Annotated in this window: 19 protein-coding genes; 9 read left to right on the forward strand and 10 right to left on the reverse strand. The window is 46.7% G+C overall.

The features are described 5' to 3' along the window. Nucleotides 1-18 precede the first annotated feature (18 nt). Nucleotides 19-249: a DUF2909 family protein gene (locus EYR25_RS17045; protein WP_088212503.1), complete on the reverse strand. Its 231-nt coding sequence runs from the start codon at nucleotides 247-249 to the stop codon at nucleotides 19-21. Here EYR25_RS17045 and EYR25_RS17050 point away from each other — a divergent pair. From EYR25_RS17050 to EYR25_RS17070, 5 genes are all read left to right on the forward strand, one after another. Next, the gene (locus EYR25_RS17050; protein ID WP_165953518.1) at nucleotides 194-1,105 is read left to right on the forward strand and encodes an SURF1 family protein; all 912 of its coding nucleotides are present in this window, start codon (nucleotides 194-196) and stop codon (nucleotides 1,103-1,105) included. The two genes, EYR25_RS17045 and EYR25_RS17050, sit on opposite strands and share 56 nt — an antisense overlap. A 68-nt stretch (nucleotides 1,106-1,173) precedes the next feature. Next, the gene (locus EYR25_RS17055) at nucleotides 1,174-1,719 is read left to right on the forward strand and encodes a hypothetical protein (RefSeq protein ID WP_133181676.1); all 546 of its coding nucleotides are present in this window, start codon (nucleotides 1,174-1,176) and stop codon (nucleotides 1,717-1,719) included. Next, a complete protein-coding gene (locus EYR25_RS17060; protein WP_133181678.1) occupies nucleotides 1,719-2,777 on the forward strand; it encodes a COX15/CtaA family protein in 1,059 nt (352 codons plus the stop codon). The genes EYR25_RS17055 and EYR25_RS17060 overlap by 1 nt, the downstream gene beginning before the upstream one ends. 17 nt (nucleotides 2,778-2,794) lie before the next feature. Further along, entirely contained in the window at nucleotides 2,795-3,697 is a 903-nt protein-coding gene (cyoE, locus tag EYR25_RS17065; protein ID WP_133181680.1) for a heme o synthase, read from the forward strand. Nucleotides 3,698-3,750: 53 nt separating this feature from the next. Further along, nucleotides 3,751-4,380 carry an SCO family protein gene (locus tag EYR25_RS17070; RefSeq protein WP_165953593.1) on the forward strand — a complete coding sequence of 210 codons (630 nt, stop codon included), beginning with the start codon at nucleotides 3,751-3,753 and terminating at the stop codon, nucleotides 4,378-4,380. A gap of 14 nt (nucleotides 4,381-4,394) precedes the next feature. Here EYR25_RS17070 and EYR25_RS17075 read toward each other — a convergent pair whose 3' ends face one another. Beyond that, entirely contained in the window at nucleotides 4,395-5,441 is a 1,047-nt protein-coding gene (locus tag EYR25_RS17075; protein ID WP_133181684.1) for a polysaccharide deacetylase family protein, read from the reverse strand. Nucleotides 5,442-5,462: 21 nt separating this feature from the next. Here EYR25_RS17075 and EYR25_RS17080 point away from each other — a divergent pair, with 21 nt between their 5' ends. Next, the gene (locus tag EYR25_RS17080) at nucleotides 5,463-6,830 is read left to right on the forward strand and encodes an MATE family efflux transporter (RefSeq protein ID WP_133181686.1); all 1,368 of its coding nucleotides are present in this window, start codon (nucleotides 5,463-5,465) and stop codon (nucleotides 6,828-6,830) included. Between the two features lie 77 nt (nucleotides 6,831-6,907). Continuing rightward, nucleotides 6,908-8,845 carry an alpha/beta hydrolase family protein gene (locus EYR25_RS17085; protein WP_133181688.1) on the forward strand — a complete coding sequence of 646 codons (1,938 nt, stop codon included), beginning with the start codon at nucleotides 6,908-6,910 and terminating at the stop codon, nucleotides 8,843-8,845. Nucleotides 8,846-8,909: 64 nt separating this feature from the next. Here EYR25_RS17085 and nfuA read toward each other — a convergent pair whose 3' ends face one another. The 7 genes from nfuA to EYR25_RS17120 form a co-directional block, all read right to left on the reverse strand. After that, nucleotides 8,910-9,488, reverse strand: a complete 579-nt coding sequence (gene nfuA / locus EYR25_RS17090; protein WP_089068797.1) for a Fe-S biogenesis protein NfuA — start codon at nucleotides 9,486-9,488, stop codon at nucleotides 8,910-8,912. A 251-nt stretch (nucleotides 9,489-9,739) separates the two neighbouring features. Then, the gene (gene urdA / locus EYR25_RS17095; protein ID WP_133181690.1) at nucleotides 9,740-11,488 is read right to left on the reverse strand and encodes a urocanate reductase; all 1,749 of its coding nucleotides are present in this window, start codon (nucleotides 11,486-11,488) and stop codon (nucleotides 9,740-9,742) included. Between the two features lie 92 nt (nucleotides 11,489-11,580). After that, nucleotides 11,581-12,345 (reverse strand): nucleoside-specific channel-forming Tsx family protein, encoded by a 765-nt coding sequence (locus EYR25_RS17100; protein WP_133181693.1) that lies wholly within the window; start codon nucleotides 12,343-12,345, stop codon nucleotides 11,581-11,583. 174 nt (nucleotides 12,346-12,519) lie between these two features. Beyond that, complete coding sequence (locus EYR25_RS17105) at nucleotides 12,520-13,761, reverse strand: sensor histidine kinase (protein ID WP_133181695.1); 1,242 nt, start codon at nucleotides 13,759-13,761, stop codon at nucleotides 12,520-12,522. Then, the gene (locus tag EYR25_RS17110; RefSeq protein WP_133181697.1) at nucleotides 13,748-14,425 is read right to left on the reverse strand and encodes a response regulator transcription factor; all 678 of its coding nucleotides are present in this window, start codon (nucleotides 14,423-14,425) and stop codon (nucleotides 13,748-13,750) included. Before EYR25_RS17110 ends, EYR25_RS17105 begins: the two co-directional genes overlap by 14 nt. 2 nt (nucleotides 14,426-14,427) lie before the next feature. Further along, a complete protein-coding gene (locus EYR25_RS17115) occupies nucleotides 14,428-15,174 on the reverse strand; it encodes a response regulator transcription factor (protein WP_133181699.1) in 747 nt (248 codons plus the stop codon). A gap of 171 nt (nucleotides 15,175-15,345) precedes the next feature. After that, nucleotides 15,346-16,134 (reverse strand): ComF family protein, encoded by a 789-nt coding sequence (locus EYR25_RS17120; protein ID WP_165953519.1) that lies wholly within the window; start codon nucleotides 16,132-16,134, stop codon nucleotides 15,346-15,348. Between the two features lie 25 nt (nucleotides 16,135-16,159). Between EYR25_RS17120 and bioH the strand changes: the two genes are divergently transcribed. Both bioH and EYR25_RS17130 read left to right on the forward strand, forming a co-directional pair. Beyond that, on the forward strand, nucleotides 16,160-16,951 hold the full coding sequence (bioH, locus tag EYR25_RS17125) for a pimeloyl-ACP methyl ester esterase BioH (protein ID WP_133181701.1): 792 nt from the start codon (nucleotides 16,160-16,162) through the stop codon (nucleotides 16,949-16,951). Nucleotides 16,952-17,012: 61 nt separating this feature from the next. After that, nucleotides 17,013-17,567 carry a hypothetical protein gene (locus tag EYR25_RS17130; protein ID WP_133181703.1) on the forward strand — a complete coding sequence of 185 codons (555 nt, stop codon included), beginning with the start codon at nucleotides 17,013-17,015 and terminating at the stop codon, nucleotides 17,565-17,567. Between the two features lie 56 nt (nucleotides 17,568-17,623). On the opposite strand, the gene EYR25_RS17135 is transcribed toward EYR25_RS17130, so the two are convergent. Then, complete coding sequence (locus EYR25_RS17135) at nucleotides 17,624-19,588, reverse strand: LTA synthase family protein (RefSeq protein ID WP_133181704.1); 1,965 nt, start codon at nucleotides 19,586-19,588, stop codon at nucleotides 17,624-17,626. Between the last annotated feature and the right edge of the window lie 8 nt (nucleotides 19,589-19,596).

Below are 19,596 nucleotides of genomic sequence, written 5' to 3' on the forward strand. Positions count from 1 at the left end.
AAACAATAAATTGAAAGCTTAAGGCGTGGGATTGAGACCAAGCATTCCAGTTCCCAAAGCCACCAGCAAAAGCAGGATAACCAGTACAGAAAACATCACCCTACGGCCCAAATAGCGACTCATAGGCACAGGGTGATCAGCGGTTTGATCGTCACCTTTAACCATAATGATTAAGGCTCTGCCTAGGTTAAAAATGATAAACAGTAACAGCAGTACTAAAACACACTTAAAAATGAACGGGATGTTCATACGCTATCCTTATGTTTTGCTGACCAAATTAATTGGGTTGCCAAGATATATTTGGCGGCATAGGGGAATGTTGTTACTGCTGATATTGACTGTGGTGGTATTTACTATTTTGGTCAAGCTGGGTTTGTGGCAAATGGACAGGGCCGCTGAAAAAACCGAACTGCTCGCACAAATGGAGGCCAGACAATCCGCTGCCGCACTCAATCCTGAACAGCTCATAGCTGAATTGGCTAAAGGCGGCGTTACTGGCTATCGCCTTGAGGTTCAAGCCAGCCCCGTTAATCCACAAATCTGGTTACTCGACAATCAGGTCTATCAAGGGCAAGTGGGCTATCTCGCCTTTCAATTACTGCAAATAACGTCAGCAAATCTGGCAAATAATCGCGAGCAACCTTGGCTGTTACTCGAACTCGGCTTTATCGCAGCTAAATCCCACCGAGATGCCTTGCCCGAAGTCAGCCCCATGATCGGTGAACAGGCTCTTATAGGCCGCCTCTACCAAAAACAGATTAATCCCTTGAGCCATCACTTATTAGCAGAACCCTTCACCACGGAACAAGGTGAACGGATTCGGTTTCAAAATCTCAATCTACCCGAGATGGCACAAATGTTAGGACATCCCATCCTGCCCGCGGTATTACAACCCGATGCCTTACCCCAATTACAACCTGCGCAGGCCTTGCCCCACCCTTGGCAACCATTCCCCCTCTCGGCACAAAAGCATTGGGGTTATGCATTGCAATGGTTTGCCATGGCAACTGTGTTTGCTGGGCTGATGGGTTGGCAAGGAGCGAAATACCTCAAAACATCACGACAACGGCATCAAACCGATAAGGAAGCGACTAAGACCGAGTAACAGATACCAGCAAGATTTTAATAAAAAACAATAAAACAAAGCATTAGGGACAATTAAGAGGAGCAAATATGGACTCCCAACAAACAGCCAAATACCGCGCATTGGGGTTATTGCTACTGGCCTTTATCGCGCCTGTGGTCATCGCTAAGTTAGTGCTAAGCATGCATTGGTATCAAGGCGGCTCCACCAACCATGGTGAGCTCATCAGCCCAGAAACCAGTTATACCAGTCTTGGCCTTAACAATCCTCAGCCAAGAGAATGGCAACTGCTGTATTTATTGCCCGCAAAGTGCGATGAAGCTTGCCGCGAGCGCTTGTATATCCTGCGTCAGAGCCATACCGCCTTAGGGCCAGATCAGGCTCGTGTCGAACCGCTTATTCTTGTAAACCCAGACAGTGACTTAAGCGCATTAAGCAGCTTTAACTTCAACACTCAGCCCGCCAGCCAAAGCCTAAGCCATTGGCTTGACCAACAGCAACTGATTATTGTCGATCCACTCGGCGCACTCGTGCTGCGTTACCCCCAAGTGCAAGGCAAGGCGGCACATTTAGCTCAGGGTAAAGCCTTGGTCGCGGATCTGCGTAAGCTATTAAAACTATCGAGGGTAGACTAATGCAACTGACTTGGCTCCTACGCATCACCATAGTCTTTACCCTGTTAGTAATTTTAATGGGGGCTTACACTCGGCTCTCGGACGCAGGACTTGGCTGCCCAGATTGGCCCGGTTGTTACGGCCATATCAAAGTACCCACCCACGACCATGAGATCTCCCATGCCCAAACCCTGTTTCCCGACCACGATATCCATCCCGAAAAAGCCTGGCTCGAGATGATCCACAGGTATATCGCGGGCGCCTTGGGCATCCTAGTGTTACTGGTTTTTATCCTCTGCCTAAAAACATCCCAAGCTCCAAAAAAGCTACCCTTTACCATAGTGTTACTCATCATCTTTCAGGCAGCGTTGGGTATGTGGACTGTGACGATGAAATTAATGCCGATTGTCGTGATGTCCCATTTAATTGGCGGCTTTAGCTTGCTCTCGCTCCTGCTATTGCTGTATCTGCGAACACGTCCGAGACGGATTTTCGAAACCGCTGATATTCACAATCAGCGTGTTGCGAGCACAGGATTTAATGGCGCCCATGGTTCGCGGATAGGCTCAAGCCTTAAATTTCTCGGCCAGAGTAAACACTTACCGAAACTGGCGTTGCTGAGTCTGTTGGTGCTGATAGGTCAAATCATGCTAGGGGGCTGGACCTCCTCCAACTATGCGGCACTCGCCTGCACGGCTTTGCCGATTTGTGAAGGTAATTGGATGGATAACCTCGCCATTGCCGATGCGTTTTCCCCTTTCCAAGGGCAACACCCAAGCTTTGAATTTGGGGTACTGGATTACCATGCGCGCATGACTATCCATATTGCCCATCGTATCGGTGCCATTATTACCGCCAGCCTGTTAATGCTGCTTGCCTATCGATTATTTGTCAGCACGCAACTCAAGGCACTCAGTCTGTTGCTGGTCGCCTTAGTGATACTGCAGGTCAGTTTAGGGATTTCAAACGTGGTAATGCATTTACCACTGGGGATTGCCGTTTCCCACAACGGCGGCGCGGCCTTGTTATTACTCACATTAGTCGCGATTAACTATTTCCTTTGGCGCAGGGCACCTTAATCATCGGGGGATTTATCATGGCAAAACCACTCTCTATCAGCAGTCACCCCAGTGTGCATTTGGCTTGGCGTGCCTATTTCGAGATGACCAAACCTAAGGTGGTGGCCTTAATGCTGCTCACCGTCTTAGTCGGCATGTGTTTAGCCATGCCCACCATACTGCCCGTTAAACCTTTAGTGGCAGGCTTGCTCGGCATCGCTATGATGGCGGGATCGGCCGCCGCCTTGAACCATCTGATTGATAGGCGAATCGACGGCATGATGGCACGCACCTATAACCGACCACTGCCCAAGGGCCGAGTTTCTGCGACGAGGGCGCTGTTGTTTGCGGCACTCTTAGGCAGCCTAGGTTTTGTAATCCTCTATGTTTTTACTAATCCACTCACCGCTTGGCTCACCTTTGCCAGCTTGATTGGTTACGCCTTGATTTATACCGCCTATTTAAAACGGGCCACGCCACAAAACATTGTCATTGGCGGTTTAGCGGGTGCGATGCCGCCGCTCTTGGGTTGGACGGCGGTGACAAATCAATTCCATGGTCATGCGCTATTGCTCGTCATCATCATATTCCTGTGGACGCCGCCGCATTTTTGGGCGCTGGCGATTCACAGACGCGCAGAATATGCCAAAGTGGATATTCCCATGCTACCCGTGACCCATGGGGTAGAATTTACTAAGACCTGTATCTTGCTCTATACGATTTTGCTGGCGATTGCTTGTCTATTGCCCGTGTTAGTCGGGATGAGTGGACCACTCTACTTTGTATGCTCAAGCTTACTCAGCACGGGATTTATTTATAAAGCGTGGCAGTTAAAGTATCAGGACAGCGAAGGGCTGGCGATGCAGGTGTTTCGTTTTTCGATTTATCATTTAATGTTGTTATTCATGGCATTACTGCTCGACCACTATCTTTGGGCTTAATGTGCAACGAGCGATGGGCGAGCATGGTCAAAGGACAAAATATGCAAACAAGAATCTCCAACAAGATCTTAGTGATAGCAATTCTATTGATAGGATTGGGCGGACTATTTGCAGTGAAGTTCAATCCACCTAAGCCCGTTGAGTTAGAGAGCGGTTTTTTGTTTCCCGAGGCGTTCGAGCTAGCGCCCTTTGAGCTTGTCGATCAACAGCAGAAACCCTTTACCAATGCGAATTTGAAGGACCAATGGAGTCTATTCTTTATCGGCTTTACCTATTGCCCCGATGTCTGTCCGACCACCTTAAACAAACTCGCCGCAGCCTATCCTGAGCTGAAAAAAATTGCGCCCATTCAAATCGTGTTTTTATCCGTTGATCCCAAACGGGACACGCCAGATAAACTCCTCACCTATGTGAATTTCTTTAATCCTGAGTTTAAGGCGGTGACGGGTGAGCAAGCCCAAATCTTCCCACTCACCCGCAGCCTAGGACTGATCTACGCCATGGTCGGCGAAGGGGATAATTATCAAGTCGATCATAGCGCTGGCTATGTACTGGTTTCTCCCCAAGGCACGCGGGTTGCGGTGTTTAAACCCACCGCAGCCTTAGGTAAAGCCCCTCAAGTACTTAACGACGCCTTGATCAGCGACTTCGATAAAATCGTCAAAAGCTACAAACCTAAATAGCCGCCGCTGACGTGTTACTCTTTAACCCAAGTGCCGTCGTCTTTGGGTCTCACCCATGCCTGCGAAAACCAGTAATAACCATTGCGCGTCTTGCTTGGCGCCGTGCAATTGTAGCGTGAGCGACCAGCGGGTAAGGCTAAATCGGCTTGAATACTAAATTCATTGTCACTGCTCCAAGTCGGCGTTTTAGCGCCTTGCCCTTGGATATAACACATGACTTGCTTGGCGGAAATGTCGCTCATATCGAGCTTAACCTTAAGTTCAGGGCGCCAATGTCCGCCCTTAAGCTCAGGATCGCTAGGCGTTTGCTCAAGCACTGGCATATTGAGGCTGTATAACTTGGCTTTTAAGCTTTTTAGATCTGCATATTGCCCCGCTACAGGGAAACGCGGCAGCGCAGTGAGTGGCGAATAGGGCCCCGCCGCACCAGACTGCTGGCCAAAGGCGACAAAGCCATTGTCGCTCAACATATCCTGAATCGCCTGATTGTATTCGCCATAGGGATAGGCCAGCATTTTAAAGTTCTGCCCCGTCGCCTCACGAATCGCGTTTTCGGTGTCCTGAATATTGGCTTTAATTCGCGCTAGCCATTGGCTTTGGGATTCATTGTCGAGTTTGCGGATCAGATGCTCATGGGCCCAGCTGTGGTTAGCGATGTCAGCCCCTTCCTTGGAGAGTTTAATCAGCTCCTCCCAAGTCATCATCTCGGTAAACTTTTGTTTAATCGGCTCAATTGCCACAAATAGGGTGTAGGGAAAGCCAAATTCCTTTAGGATAGGGTGCGCTGTGGTCGCAATGCTGCGATAACCATCATCGAAGGTGATCGCCACCGTTTTGGCGGGTAAATCTTGCTTGTTTTTGATCGCCTCAACCACTTGGGATAAGGGGATAACCTTAAATCCATCGTCCGCCAGAAACTGCATTTGCTCACGAAATTGTGCAGGCGTGACGCTCGTCGCCGCCGGTGTGCTTTCTGACACATGGTGATACTGTAAAATGACCACAGCATGGGCCGAGAAAGTCATCAGCCCTAAGAGTGCCAATAACGCACGTTTAACCATAATGTGAATACCTCTGAATCAATGACTACCGCAAAATTCACCGCACTCGCGCTCCTGTTGAATGGCACCAAGAATCGCCAGCTGCTCGCGCTTGCCCTGCCGATGATCCTCTCCAATATCACGGTTCCGCTGTTGGGATTAGTCGATACGGCTGTCATCGGGCATTTAAGTGACGCCTATTATTTAGGGGGCGTTGCACTCGGGTCAACGATTATCACATTAATCATTTGGTTATTAGGCTTTTTACGGATGGCGACCACGGGATTGGTCGCACAGGCCTATGGCGCAAATGATCTTAACGCCCAATTAAAATTGCTGGTTCAAGGCGCCATGTTGGCGACAGGACTGGGTATCGCGGTGATCCTATTGCAGATCCCGATACTGAATTTAGCGCTTAGCCTCTCCGAGGCGAGTGTCGAGGTGGAGCGTTATTGCCGAGAATATTTTCAAGTCCGCGTTTGGTCGACGCCATTCGCCCTGCTCAATTTAGTCATGTTGGGCTGGCTCCTTGGCAGACAACAACCCAAGGCGGCCATGTGGCAGCTTATCTTCGCCAACGTAGCCAATATTATCCTCGATGTACTGTTTGTAATAGGATTTGGCTGGGACGTTAAAGGAGCCGCACTCGCCTCAGTATGTGCGGATATCACCGCCTTTAGCGTTGCGCTCTACATGGTATTACAACAGCTTAAGCTGTCGTCTCAATTTACATTTGACCACTTGCGTGTCCATCTAACTTTTGCTGGTTATAGCAAACTGCTTAGGCTCAATACCGATATTTTTATCCGCAGCCTGTGCCTGCAAGCCGCCTTCGCCTTTATGACCTTTCACGGTGCGGGCCTTGGGGATAATACGGTCGCAGCCAATGCGGTGTTATTGAATTTACTGTTATTAATCGCCTACGCCCTCGATGGCATTGCCTATTATGCCGAGGCGGAAGTGGGCAAAGCTTACGGACAAAAACGCACACAACCACTGCGCGAAGCAGTACTCCTAGCTTGGTGTTGGTCCGCCATCTCTGCATTGGGTTTCAGTCTGATATTTTATCTTTTTGGCGACCGTATCATCGGGCTGCTCACCAATATTGATGAGGTAAAAACTACAGCGCAAATTTATCTGCCTTGGCTGATATTACTGCCGCTTTGGTCTTTTAGCTCTTACCTTTTCGATGGGGTTTATATTGGCGCCGCTAAGGGCAAAGTGATGCGTAACAGTATGATTATCGCCACATTTGGCGCCTTCTTCCCAACATGGTATTTGCTGCAATCGCTGTTGCCTTCCGAGCAGGCTAACCATGCTCTGTGGGCGGCCATGACGGCCTTTATGCTAACGCGCAGCCTCACCCTAGCGACACATTACCGCTTTAGCAAGGCATTTATTCTTAATTAGTTCTGTAAAGACAGTAGCTTACTTAAGGTTATCCCATTAAGATACGCGCCATTATTGTAATGAAATTGTGATGCGCTATGAAAAGGATTTTACCTTTGTTACTCCTGTGGCTAAGCCTGCCACTGCTTGCTCAAACAGTTCCTCAGCTTCCCGTCGAGGCCTTTGCCAGTATTCCCGATGTCAGCTCAGTCCAACTGTCTCCCGATGGTAAAAAAATTGCCTCTATCGTTCGGGTAGACCAGCCCAAACTTAAGGGTACCGTTGTCAGCATCCTCGATTTAGAAACAGGTGCAAAAGACGTTGCAGTTCATACCGATAATCAGAAGTTTGTCCTGCTGTCATTACAGTGGGCAAATGACACTACTTTGCTGATTAGCGCTAAGTTTCCGGCAAACCGCTACGGCACACCAACGACCGAAACTCGCTTGGTGAAGTACGATTTAACCACACAAAAAACGACGAGTGTTCTTGCGCGCAGTGTTGTGGAGCGACTTAGTTGGATTCCCCAACATCAGGGACAGATTATCGATATGATGCCGGATGATCCCGATCATATCTTGCTCTCCCTCGATGGTATGGGCGAAGCAGTGGGAGAAGACAGCGTGCTTAGAGTCAATCTCTCTCAGGGAAAATCCGCCTTTATTCAAAACGCTAAGCGTAAAGTCATCGGTTGGATTGCCGACAGGCAGCACAAGGTCCGAATTTCCATCTATAACGATGACACTGAGTACCGAATCTACGAACAGCCCGAACAAAAAACCGAGTCTCGCTTACTTTGGACCTTTAAAGCCTTCTCCGAAGACAGTATCTGGCCACTGGGGTTTGATGCAGACCCAAATATTCTGTACGTACGCGCCTATCACCAAGGATTTGAAGCCATTTTTAAGGTGAATTTGACTGATCCTAAGCTCACCAAAGAGTTAGTGTACGCCAACGAAAATACCGATGTCGAAGGCGACCTCATCTATTCAGAATTAAAGAAAAAAGTCATTGGGATCAGTGAGGGCGATGGCGAAGAGTATACCTTCTGGGATCCTGAATATGCGGGCCTACAAAATGGGCTGAAAGCGGTATTACCCAATGCGCACAACTTCATCACCCAATTTAGCGCCAATGAACGCCGCTATATTGTCTACTCCACCAGCTCAACTCAGCCAGGCACCTATTACTTTGGTGATCGGGATGAAAAGGCACTGTTTCCAATAGCCGAGAGATATAGCCAGCTCAGCAGCGAACAACTCGCCGACACTCAATATCTGAGCTACGAAGCGCGGGATAAACTCAAAATCGATGCTTACCTTACTGTGCCTAAAGGCCTTGAGGCGAAAAACTTACCAACCATCATCTTCCCCCACGGCGGCCCCATTAGTTACGACAGTAATGACTTTGATTACTGGGCACAGTTTTTTGCTAACCGAGGCTACGCAGTATTTCGAATGAACTTTAGGGGCTCAGCCGGCTACGGCTATGAGTTTATGAAAGCCGGCCTAAAAAGCTGGGGACTCGAAATGCAAAACGATGTGGAAGATGGCACGCGTTACCTAATTAATCAAGGGATTAGCGATCCACAACGTATCTGTATTGTCGGCGCGAGTTATGGTGGTTATGCAGCACTAATGGGCGCGGCGATGACCCCCGACCTATACCGCTGTGCGGTCAGTGTGGCTGGCGTAACAGACGTGGCTTACCTAGTAAAATCCAGTCGCCGTTTTACCAATTATGAAGTCGTTAAAGAACAAATTGGCGATGACTTTAGCGCCCTCTATGAACGCTCACCCGTCAGTAAGGCCGATAAAATCACTATCCCAGTATTACTATTGCATGGCGACAAGGACCGAGTGGTCAAGGTGCAACATAGCCGCGAAATGTTCGACGAACTGAAATCACGTAAGAAAAACGTCGAATATATTGAGCTTGAAAATGGTGACCATTATTTAAGTAACAATGACCACAGGTTAACCACGTTCAAAGCACTGGATAAGTTTTTAGCCGACAATCTGAAAACCCAGTTGTAGCATCAAAGCCAAATATAAAAAACGCGACTCAAGGTCGCGTTTTTTAATTCAGCTCAACACAAACTTAAGCGTAAGAGTGCTCACCATGTTGGTGATCGGTTACGTCACGTACACCAGACAACTCGCCTGGGAACATATCCAATAGTTGCTTCTCGATACCATCTTTTAAAGTGATATCCACTTGCGAACAACCGTTACAACCGCCGCCGAACTGCAATACCGCAACGCCTTCGCTAGTGATCTCAACCAACATAATGTTACCGCCATGGCTTGCTAGTTGTGGGTTGATTTCTGATTGGATCACGTACTCAACACGCTCAGCTAATGGCGCATCGGAAGCGACTTTACGCATTTTCGCGTTAGGTGCTTTCAGGGTTAATTGCGAACCTAATTGATCGGTCACAAAGTCGATTGAGGCTTCTTCTAAGAATGGCGCACTCTTTTCGTCTACCATAGCGCTAAAACCATTGAATTCTAATTCAATATCATCGCTTTCAACGGCGTCAGGTGGGCAGTAAGACACGCCACACTCGGCTTGTGCGGTACCAGGACTAATCACAAATACGCGAATATGAGTGCCTTCAGGTTGATCGGCTAACAACTTTACAAAATGGGCTTGAGCCGCATCGGAAATCGTAATCATGGAAACCAGCTCCGTCAGGGGATACCTGAGTGTTTTAGTAAGAATTAGCCGTATGATACTCCTACTCACTCACGCTTTGTAGTCCCCTTGGGCGCAAGTTTATGGATTTTTGCCATAGTGATCACGATTCATACCTTATTAAGCAATTTATAAATAACACTTAAACATCAGCATTATGCATGAGTAAACAATCATTAATAAAAAGAAAAGCGACTCAATTGAGTCGCTAAAAAGATCCGATAAAAGACAAATTATTTTGCAGCTTCTTGTCCTGCGATACGGCCAAAAACAATGATATCTGTATAAGCATTGCCACCGAGGCGATTGGTTCCATGGGTTAAACCAGTCACTTCACCCGCAGCAAACAAGCCTGGAATCACCTTTCCTTGTTCATCTAGTACACGAGTACGTGTATCCACCACAAGGCCGCCCATCGTATGGTGCACGGAAGGTGTCGCTTTTAAAATCCAATAAGGTCCTTTACTTAAATCGACTAATCCTGAGCGATGATTAAAGGCCTCATCCTTTCCTGTAGCTGCATAGCGATTAACGTCTTTAATCGTTGATAACAACTTATCTTCAGGAATATTAAAGACTTTAGCGGCTTCTTCTAGGGTATCGACCTTATACATTAGCCCGTCTTTTGTGAACTCCTTCAGTTCGCCTTGATGCATTTCAACTGTATGGGCAACGTTTTCAATGCCTTGATTCCAGAGCACATAAGTATAGCGGCCAGGCTGGGCTAGAATAGCCTGTGAAATCACATCTCGGCGCTCCAATTCCTCAACAAAACGCTCACCCTTCTGGTTGATTAATACCGCACCAAAAAAACGAGAGTCTGCAATCAAGGCAATCGCACCCGAGGTTGGGCTACAAATAGGATATGACTGGATATAGCCCATATTTTTGGCCGCTGCATGAATTTTCTCTGCCATCACAATGCCATCACCGGTGCCGCCCGCATGGCCTGTACTACCATAGCGCTCGTCGAGTTCTGGATTGTATTTCTTGCGCATCTCCATATTCGAGGAAAAACCACCCGTTGCAATCACAACACCGCGTTTAGCATGGTAAGTGATAGTTTTGCCATTATGTGTCGCTTCTACACCCACAATGCGACCCGTTTGATCTTGGATTAACTTTTCAGCCTTAGTATTGGTATGGATCGGTAAACCGACTTCATCCGCTTTAATCGAAAACTTACTAATGACCTCTGCCCCAGTATGACCTTTAGGGATTAATGCCCGTTTAACGCTGTGTCCACCAAACTGAAATAATTGATCTGGGTAGAATTCTACTTTGACGTAATCCCTTAGCCATTCAGCTGCGCCGACGGCATTATCGACCATGGTTTTAACCATTTCAGGATCACCTTTGAAATCACCACCTTTCAGCGTGTCGCTGATAAACAGCTCTTTGCTATCGGTAATTCCCATATTTTTTTGCACCCAACTACCGGCCACATTCATCTCAGCGCCAGAGATCAATGAGTTACCACCAATAATTGGCATTTTTTCAATAATAACAGCGGAGCGACCCGCAGCTTTCGCCTCTAAACCAGCGCTAAAACCTGCTCCACCCGAGCCAATAATCACCACATCATAGGTATATTCTGCTGGGGTTAACGCCTCACTTTTCTTAGCAGAAGCCGTTGCAACAAGAGTGACTCCCGCGGCTTCAATACTTTTACCCACGGCTTCTTTGAGCGCTTTAGACGTTACTGTGGCGCCAGCAATACCGTCAACCTCGATAGAGTTATTATCAATAATTGCCTGTTTAACATCTTTAAATACGGCACCAGCAAGGACTTTATTTTCCTTCTGCTTGAGTACATCAATCGCTACAATATGTCCGTCTTTGAATGTGGTTTCGACCTGCACTTCGCCATGCTTACCTTGAGCAGTGCCTTGGCTTTTTACTATTTGATGGGTCACTTGACAGCCGGCAATAATTGCTGTTGCAGTGACAGCAATACCAATAATGGATTTTTTATAATGCATTATAATTCCCTTATTATTTTTGATAAAAAATAGAACAACACCAAATGAAATGGTATTCTACTTATTAAAAATTCAACCTATTTGACAAACCGTTAAAACTGATAACCAATAGATAAACCGTATTCAATCCCATCATTATATTGTGATCCCCAGCCATCATAATGAGTGACATATATTTTTGAAAAAATTGAATCAGCAAGGTTTGTTTGTAATGTTGTGATTATCTGATGACCATAGCTGTCGTATGAAAATAATGCTTGATGCGCTTTATCCCTATCAATTTGCGCCTCATAATTCAAACTTAAACTATGTTTAAACCCTAGTAACTCAAATGGATACTTTGCATTTAAAACTACAGCATAACCTGATAGGTCGTTAAACTTTTCTGAGGCAGGGGAAAAGCTACCAATGGTATAGTTTAAACCGACCCCATAGTTTAGTGATAACTTTTGAATTTTTACATTGTGGGTAACACCTAAATAAAGATTATCTTCAACCAGCGTTTCACTCGCAGAGATAAAGTTCTGAGTCCAAAAGTTGAACTGCGATTCTCCGAGCTTATTTTCAAGTATTAATAATGACTTAATGGTAGTTTTACCATCAAGATGTTTCTGGTTTTCTGCAATTTCAGCCGGGTTTTCGAGCTTAAGATTAGCAAAGTAAGTCCCCCAGTCAGCAATTCCCAAATGATTCAACTTAACAAAAGGTTGATTAAAAACACCTGGGTTATCATTTTTTGTGTCACCGGTATAAAACTTATAACCTAAATCCACACTCGTTTTATTCACGTCAGCATATACTGAACCACTAAATACTATTGCACTAACTAAAATAGATGCCACACTTTTTTTACACATAGATCCCCTCTCAACCATGTATTCTAGGATGTATTTTCAAATACCTACCAACCAGTAAACCTTATATAATAACGTTACTATGAATATCATGATGACTATGTGATCTAAGCCCAACGGCGCTTTTGCATTTTAAAAGTGTGTGGTTTCATGCAGTAAATTTATCGTTTACATTATTTAGCCGTTAGATATTTCCAACCTGGCGGAAAATAAATTATTTGCAGATGAGCTAGTAAAAATCCAACCCAATTGATTTGCGAGACGTTTCACCAGTAAAAGTCCTAAACCAAATCCATGCCGGCCATTACTATTGTAGAAATTAGTTATTTCTATACAACAAGCATCTTGAGTAATGCGAATATCCCGCCCCCCATGCTCAATACTATTCCTTAATAAATTGCTTAATATTATTTTTAGTGGATGAAGCTGAACGGGCAAACAAGTATCGTCAGAAAATAATTGAATTTTTTGCTCATGACCATGAACCCGTTGCTGCTCCTCGATAATACTGGCAAGCAAAGGCGATAACGCTAGTTTTTCCTTTTCTAAGCTGGAACACTCTTTATTGGTCAACCACAGTAAGGTTTCAATGAGTGACTTCATTTGATTGGTTGCTTGGGAAGCATACAGCGTTGGTCCTGTAAGCTCACCTTGTTGTAATGTGAGGATTTCGAATGAAGATTGGCATATGGCGACTGGCGTTCTTAGCTCATGGCTAGCAAAGCGTAAAAAATTTAGTTCGCGTTGCTGGGCCTCTTGAAGCTGTAAAATCGAGTTATCTAAAGCATCAACAATGGCTTTAAGTTCAGCGTATTCTTGTTGCGGTAAACTCAGTTTGCCTCCGGCTTCCCAATCATGCTGCTTAATCGCATGGCTAATTTGATGCACAGGCGTAATCACTTTACTTTGCATATAAAACGCTAAGCTTGCGCTGGCACAAAAGGTGATCAAGACAAGCAGCAAAATGGCCGTCATATTCTTAGGGGCAAAATGCAAATCATGGGTAACACTAAACTGCAGCCAAACGTAAAGCGGCTGGCCAGTTTGGGGGGAGTACACACTTAGCGCGTTAACAATGGGACCTTCTGCATGCTCATAGCGAATTGTGCTCGCATCTGTTAAGACTTCATTGTTATTTAACTTACGAATTTGCAGCGGAATATCTTGCCAATCAGTATAGACAGTTAAGTTATCGGTTTTTAGAATCGGCTGCTGTAATGGTTGCTGAGTTGGCTGTGCCGCCTTCAGTAATGCTTCGGCAGCTTGCCCTGCATTGTGCATTGTGACTTCATGCATAGAAATCATACCTGCACACATCATGCAAAGCGGGATAAAACTATTCACGCCTAAGGTTATTAAAAGAAAAATAACTCCCCACACTTGATAGCTACGCTTAAGGCTAAATTTAGGCGCTTGCATTGATTTCATCCCTAAGGCTTAAGCCAACGCCACGAATTGTATGTAATATTTGCCGCTCAAACGGGCGATCTATCACTCGGCGTAAAAGATGAATATGGCTGCGTAAGCTGTCACTATCTGGTGCACAGTCGGGCCAAAGCATTCGCTCAATCTCTTCTCTAGTCACAGTTTCTGGACTACGACGCGCCAATAAAGCTAGGATCTGCCATCCGGTTTTAGACAAAGCCAGCAGTTGCCCTTGCCGATACACCATGTGGTTTGCAAAATCGATTTCTAGGTCACCAATAATCAACCTTTGGGGTGCGGGACGACGCTGGGCTACCACCTTCAGCCGCGCGACCAGCTCCTCCATCGCAAAGGGTTTGACTAAATAATCGTCTGCGCCAACAGCAAAACCACTCAAGCGATCATTCAGACTACTACGTGCAGTTAACATGATTACTGGTGAGGTAATGCACTGTGCTTTCCAGCGTTCACACGCTTCAATGCCATCCCCATCCGGCAAATTTAGATCGAGAATAATAGCGTCAAATTGCTGCTGGATAATGAGCATATCTGCTTGCGCTAGGTTGAACGCGTAATCGCACTCTATGCCACTCAATTCAAGATATTGAATGATGTTGTTAGAGAGCAGCCGGTTGTCTTCAACCAGTAATACCAACATATTTAGATCAACTCATATTGATGGGCGAGATGAATTAAGTTTGCTCGATTCGTCGCCCCAAACTTCCTACGCATTGATTCCATATGGTATTCAACTCCCCTAATGCTTATCGGGAGCTGGGTTGAAATTTCGTCATTCTGCAGGCCGTTTGCGACCATAACTAAGATATCTCTCGCATTATCTTTCAGTAGAGAACTTTGAAGAAACGGATTAAACAATGACTTATTACATTCAAATAGCTTGTTTTGGGCATCCTTTAAGGTCGCGCTCAAATCCGTTAATTGGATGTCCGAATCATCCAAATGACTCAGTAGAATAAAGCGACCCGCCCAATGTCGATTGCTATGGCATGCAACGGGCCAACTTAATATGGTTTGAATATGGTGCTTATTAAAAAGTCGGCGAGTCTTGTCACTTTTCTCACACGACAAGCGATACATATAAGATTTTGATGTATCTAACGAAAAACCAAAATTAAAATCACTAGCGGCAATCTGACTTAAATAAAAACGCTGCAATTGGGCAACTTTAGGGGATGAAGCTATACCGGCAGTGGGTTTACGCAGCGAGGCTTGCGAGAACAAATTTGTTTCTTTTGGGAAGTGATAGTTTTCATACGCACAATGTGCGACCCCTTGAAACCAGAATCCACTAAAACCGTGCGGTTTCAAAGCAGCACTTATCGCCTGAATAACGTCTTGTAATGTCGATGCCATATTGGCATTTGATAGCGCCCGTTTAGCGTCCATAAATACCCCCAAACAAAATATGATTAGAAGGTATCTCAATACAAGTAACAAACAAAATCTATAGATACATATACTTACATTTGATCGCAAAATTAAAAGTTATTTTTTATATCCCATATTTTTGACATAGTTTTGACGTTCGTAACGCTACACTGCAACGATCTTTGTTAACTATAAGTTCGTTATCTCCAACAAGCCTGGCGCTTCGGCTCGTGCAAGGCACCATATTTGAACATGCACATATCGCGCTTCGAATAAACTGGCGATTTCCGCAACCGTCGTGCCTGTCGTCACCACATCATCCACTAATGCAATGCGTTGATAGGCAAAATCAGCATTTAACTCAAAGGCATCCTGTAGATTTCTTCGCCGCTGCGCACCATTGAGTCCAGCCTGTGGGCGGGTATCCTGCCGCCGTGTTAATCCTTGGTCAACTAAGGGCAACTGTAAGCGTTGCGATAACTCATGGGCGATTAACCATGCTTGATTAAATCCACGTTGGCGCAGCCGATTAGGGTGTAAAGGGACTGGCACTATGGCCTGCGGTAGCGTGATTAATCCTTGCTGTTCAAGCTGACCAATGCGCGCCACTAAGGCTTGGCACAGAATGGGTAAGGCAGCGAGTTGCCCCTGATATTTAATAGCCGCTATCCAAGGGCCAAAGCCTTGATGATAACTACAGGGTGCGATGACTTTTCGCGGTTGATGACGTTGGCATTCACCGCAATACTCGAGTTCAAGCGGCATGGATTTGCCACAACCTAAGCAAATTGGGCTGTGATACAAACCCGTTTGCAGGCATATCTGGCAAAATCCGGCTTCCGTTGAATTTAGTGATTGGTGGCACAGTAAGCAACGGTTAGGTAAACTGCCTGCCAAGTAACGCTGCCCCCAATGCGAAACTAAGCGTAAAAACTTCGCCCCTTGCTGCGACCAAATCCATTTGCTATCGCCTGACATACAACATCCTATTAGAGGTATTTTAGTGAACGCTACAACGTCTGCTCATCATCCACTGCATATCCAAACCATTGGCCAAGGGCCAGATCTGGTGATGATCCACGGTTGGGGGGTTAATAGCGCCGTATTTACGCCGCTCCATGAGCAACTGTCTGAGTATAGGGTGCACTATGTCGATCTGCCTGGCTTTGGCTTAAGTCAACCAATCGTAGGCGATTTATCGACTTGGGTGGATACCCTAATCCATGCCTTGCCCGCCAATGCAATTTGGGCTGGCTGGTCACTAGGCGGATTAGTCGCCACTCAAGCCGCCATAAGCTATCCCTCCCATGTCAGAGGATTAATAACTATCGCGTCCTCGCCCTGCTTTATGGCGAGGGAAGCAGAAGCATGGCCCGGCATTCCGCCGCAGGTGCTCAGCATGTTTGGCGAACAACTTGGGCAAAATTTACCAAAAACGATTGAGCGCTTTTTAGCGATTCAGGCCATGGGTAGCGAAACCGCCAAAGACGATATCAAGCAGCTGCGGGATTTAGTCTTGGCGCGCCCGCTACCCGATGCAGCAGCCTTAACGCAAGGTCTTGATATGTTGAACCAAATCGATCTTAGACCGCAGTTATCGGCGATACAGCAACCTTGGCTGCGGATCTGGGGCAGGCTCGATGGACTCGTGCCCAAACGCGTGCAACCTCAAATGCCCACCGCAAGCCATATCACAGATGTGATGCTCGCCAAGGCATCCCACGCACCGTTTGTGTCCCACAGGAAAGAATTCTTGCAAGCAATCACACCTTGGCTGGCGCAATTCAAGGACTAGCGCTTTATCTTTGAGCAATAAATGGCTAGTATTTAACCATTAAGGCTACAAGGAATTTTTCATGCTGCTTGTCAGTAATTACCCCCAAGTTCCGCTAGCGACCACCAATGTCGCGACGGACTCGGCTCGGGTCGACAATCAGCTCAAACCCGTGGTTATCCCACCACAGGCTGCTACTAAGGGCCATGAAGAACGCGCCTTTAACCCGCAAAATGAACGTACTGCCGACCAAGCTCAGCAACAGGCTCGCTTACTCGAGCAAAATCAGCAACAAGTTCAAGACAAGCAGCAACAGCAGCAGTCTTCACAGCAACAGAGCCAGCAACAGCAGGAAAAGCAAGCTCCTATTGTTGCCGCTGATCGCGCGCTTCCCAAGACATTAAAAGTGCCTGTACGCGGCCCAGCCGCGCTGCAACGTAAGGATATTCGCCTCAAAGTCGGCCAACATAATCCGAGACCAGCCAATACCAATGCCAAAATGGATACAACAACGGCTCGTCAACCTATTCAGGGCGAATCACCTCAGTTTTATCAGCAGGTTGGCCAGCGTATTGGACAATATTATGCGCAGCAAACTCAGCCTGAGACCGAACCATCTATGTCGGCTTGGATTTAAAAAATGCTGATTTGAAAGATAAAAAATGCCGCTAATCAGCGGCATTTTTTATTCGGTTACTTACCCGAGCGATACAGCTCTTGCTGGTAGGCTAGGCTGCCCCACAGAGCCCAACTTAGGGCCTTTTTCTCCAGCGCCTGCGCCGCTGGGGCATAAGGCGTTAAGTGCTCGGTCTTTTCATCATACTGGAAGCCCTGCGCTGCCTTCTCCGGCTGCAGGATAACCACATCTTTACCTTCCATCAGGGCAAAGTTTTTATCGTATTGCATCAGCGCGCGCCCCGGCCAATCGTCACTAACCTGAGTTAAGTCACGACCTAGCATAGGGTAAGAGTCTGAAATACCAATCAAAGACAACAAGGTTGGCGGTAAATCGATTTGGCTCACGATACGGTGGTCGCGTTTTGGCGCAACATTATCCCCAAGGATTAACCCCGGAATACGGAAACGCGATACTGGCACCAGATCAGCGCCACCAACGCGGCTGTCGTGGTCGGCCACCACGATAAAGATAGTGTCCTTCCAGTAGTCGGCATTTTTCGCCAACTTAAAAAACTCGCCAATCGCATAATCGGCATATTTAGCCGCGTTATTGCGGGTTTGCTTAGGTTGCTCATAAAGCTCAATACGGCCATCGGGGAATTCGAATGGATCGTGATTACTCGAGCTAAAGACCAAGCTAAAGAATGGCTTACCTTCGCTGTGCAGGCGCTCAAACTCACTATTTGCCTTACGCATTAAATCTTCGTCGGATGCGCCCCACGAGCCAACAAAGGCCGGAGATTTATAGTCCTTCTGATCGATAATGTCGCTAAAACCATTACCGAGGAAGAAGCTGCGCATATTATCGAAATGACTCTCACCACCATAAATAAATTGGGTGGTGTAACCGTGGTGTTTCAACAATTCAGCGATACTGAAGAAGCCCGTCTGGCTCTTACCCAATTTCACCACGGCGCGGGCCGGTGTTGGCGTAAAACCTGTCGTAACCGCTTCGATTCCGCGCACAGAGCGTGTGCCAGTGGCATAAAGATTATCGAAATACCAACCTTCCTGTGAGAGGGCATCAATGTTTGGCGTTAATGGCAGACCGCCTAAACTCCCCACAAAACGAGCACCTAAGCTTTCCTGTAACAGGATCACGAGGTTTTTCGGTTTACCGCTGTAACTAGCTTGGTTAAAGCTGAGTGAGGGAATTTCATCGGAGGTAAACGCACTCTCAGGGCGACCGCTTTCCTGCCTAATGGTCTTGATGATCTCAGCTTTATCTAATGAGCCATACACCTTAGAGGCGTCTTCCTCACTGCCCATTTGCTTGATTGCAAACACTAAAGAATAAGCAGAGTTAATCACGAGTGAGTTTACTAATGGATCGTCGGCAAACGCTACCATCGCGGGGTTAATCGGTCTATGACCTAAGGTTGAGCGTGCCCCCAACAGAGTAACCACTATCACCATTAAAGCGAGCACTGGGCGCCAATACCAACGGGGAAAACGGAGGTTTTTACACAACTTACCACTCAATACCCAGCCACCCCACAGGGTTGCGACCGTCAGCAGCACCGAAAAAATCAGTTCTAACTTACGTCCCGCCCACAGCATAGAGAGTACTTCTTTGGGATAAATCAAATACTCCACATACAAACGATTGGGGCGAATACCATATTCCTCGATAAAGGCTGGCGTTGATACTTCGAGGAAAAAGATGGTCCACAGACCTAAAGTTAACCAGAGGCGCAGAATCCATTGCCATGCTCGGCCAATCAAATGATCACCCGAAAATATTGCCGTACCTAAGGCAGCCACACCCCATAACCAACACAGGGTTGCAATATCGACACGTATCCCTTGCAACAATAAATGCGACCAGCCATCAACGGCGGCTACACGCTCGCCCTGCCACAAACCTAAGCCAATGCGGCTAACGGTAGCAATGGCAAGTACCAAGAGACTGAAAATAAGAATAACGCGAAACGGCCCATGGGTGGGCTGTTGTCCACGAGCAGATAAACCTGACAGCATGTCTTACC

It is taken from the genome of Shewanella decolorationis (assembly GCF_004354305.1).
GTDB lineage: Bacteria > Pseudomonadota > Gammaproteobacteria > Enterobacterales > Shewanellaceae > Shewanella > Shewanella decolorationis.

Excerpts from the sequence above, each read along its gene's own strand:
- EYR25_RS17050 (WP_165953518.1), top strand. The coding sequence starts at position 194 with ATGATAAACAGTAACAGCAGTACTAAAACACACTTAAAAATGAACGGG.
- EYR25_RS17045 (WP_088212503.1), bottom strand. The coding sequence starts at position 249 with ATGAACATCCCGTTCATTTTTAAGTGTGTTTTAGTACTGCTGTTACTG.
- EYR25_RS17055 (WP_133181676.1), top strand. The coding sequence starts at position 1,174 with ATGGACTCCCAACAAACAGCCAAATACCGCGCATTGGGGTTATTGCTA.
- EYR25_RS17060 (WP_133181678.1), top strand. The coding sequence starts at position 1,719 with ATGCAACTGACTTGGCTCCTACGCATCACCATAGTCTTTACCCTGTTA.
- cyoE (WP_133181680.1), top strand. The coding sequence starts at position 2,795 with ATGGCAAAACCACTCTCTATCAGCAGTCACCCCAGTGTGCATTTGGCT.
- EYR25_RS17075 (WP_133181684.1), bottom strand. The coding sequence starts at position 5,441 with ATGGTTAAACGTGCGTTATTGGCACTCTTAGGGCTGATGACTTTCTCG.
- EYR25_RS17080 (WP_133181686.1), top strand. The coding sequence starts at position 5,463 with ATGACTACCGCAAAATTCACCGCACTCGCGCTCCTGTTGAATGGCACC.
- EYR25_RS17085 (WP_133181688.1), top strand. The coding sequence starts at position 6,908 with ATGAAAAGGATTTTACCTTTGTTACTCCTGTGGCTAAGCCTGCCACTG.
- nfuA (WP_089068797.1), bottom strand. The coding sequence starts at position 9,488 with ATGATTACGATTTCCGATGCGGCTCAAGCCCATTTTGTAAAGTTGTTA.
- urdA (WP_133181690.1), bottom strand. The coding sequence starts at position 11,488 with ATGCATTATAAAAAATCCATTATTGGTATTGCTGTCACTGCAACAGCA.
- EYR25_RS17100 (WP_133181693.1), bottom strand. The coding sequence starts at position 12,345 with ATGTGTAAAAAAAGTGTGGCATCTATTTTAGTTAGTGCAATAGTATTT.
- EYR25_RS17105 (WP_133181695.1), bottom strand. The coding sequence starts at position 13,761 with ATGCAAGCGCCTAAATTTAGCCTTAAGCGTAGCTATCAAGTGTGGGGA.
- EYR25_RS17110 (WP_133181697.1), bottom strand. The coding sequence starts at position 14,425 with ATGTTGGTATTACTGGTTGAAGACAACCGGCTGCTCTCTAACAACATC.
- EYR25_RS17115 (WP_133181699.1), bottom strand. The coding sequence starts at position 15,174 with ATGGACGCTAAACGGGCGCTATCAAATGCCAATATGGCATCGACATTA.
- EYR25_RS17120 (WP_165953519.1), bottom strand. The coding sequence starts at position 16,134 with ATGTCAGGCGATAGCAAATGGATTTGGTCGCAGCAAGGGGCGAAGTTT.
- EYR25_RS17130 (WP_133181703.1), top strand. The coding sequence starts at position 17,013 with ATGCTGCTTGTCAGTAATTACCCCCAAGTTCCGCTAGCGACCACCAAT.
- EYR25_RS17135 (WP_133181704.1), bottom strand. The coding sequence starts at position 19,588 with ATGCTGTCAGGTTTATCTGCTCGTGGACAACAGCCCACCCATGGGCCG.